Genomic DNA, 548 nt, shown 5'->3' with positions numbered 1-548 from the left:
CGCCCGACCACCGCACGGTGGTCGGGCGGGCCGTCCCGTCGTGCGCGAGCCCGCACATGGGCGCGGGTGAGATCGGAGATCTGGACCTTTCGTCCTATGTGCCGGGTTCGCCTGGCGCGCGACTCTGGACCCATGGCCGATCAGTCGCGCACCGACCGACGCTTCCTGCCACGGGCCACCTCGGGGCCGACCCCGTGGCGCGCCACCGACGTCCCCGCACCGCGCCCCCGCCGCCACACGCCGGGCGCCGTCGACGCACCGCCGCTGCTGGCCGTGCCGGCCGTCGCGGGGTGGGTCGACCCGGACGAGGACCTGCAGTGGTCCGACCACCGGGCGGGGCACCAGCGCCCGGCGTCGGCCTGGTGGTCCTCGCTCGTGACGCCGAGCCCGCGCACGAGCCACTGACATCCCGGCCCGTCCGGTCCACCTGATGAGCGGTGGGCCGACGGGCCGTCGGCACGCCTGCTAGCCTGACGACCACTGACACGGGGTGCCCCGCACCGCCCACCGGGCGAGGGGCTGAGATCACACCCGTCGAACCTGATCTA

General features: G+C 75.4%; 1 protein-coding gene. It reads left to right on the top strand.

Annotation, left to right across the window (positions count from 1 at the left end):
• Nucleotides 1–132: 132 nt before the first annotated feature.
• Entirely contained in the window at nucleotides 133–405 is a 273-nt protein-coding gene (locus CBZ_RS18270) for a hypothetical protein (RefSeq protein ID WP_130782894.1), read from the top strand.
• Nucleotides 406–548 lie beyond the last annotated feature (143 nt).

It is taken from the genome of Cellulomonas biazotea (genome assembly GCF_004306155.1).
Taxonomy (GTDB): domain Bacteria; phylum Actinomycetota; class Actinomycetes; order Actinomycetales; family Cellulomonadaceae; genus Cellulomonas; species Cellulomonas biazotea.
The sequence above is the reverse complement of the archived record's forward strand: the minus strand, read 5'-3'. Positions and strand labels throughout refer to the sequence as shown.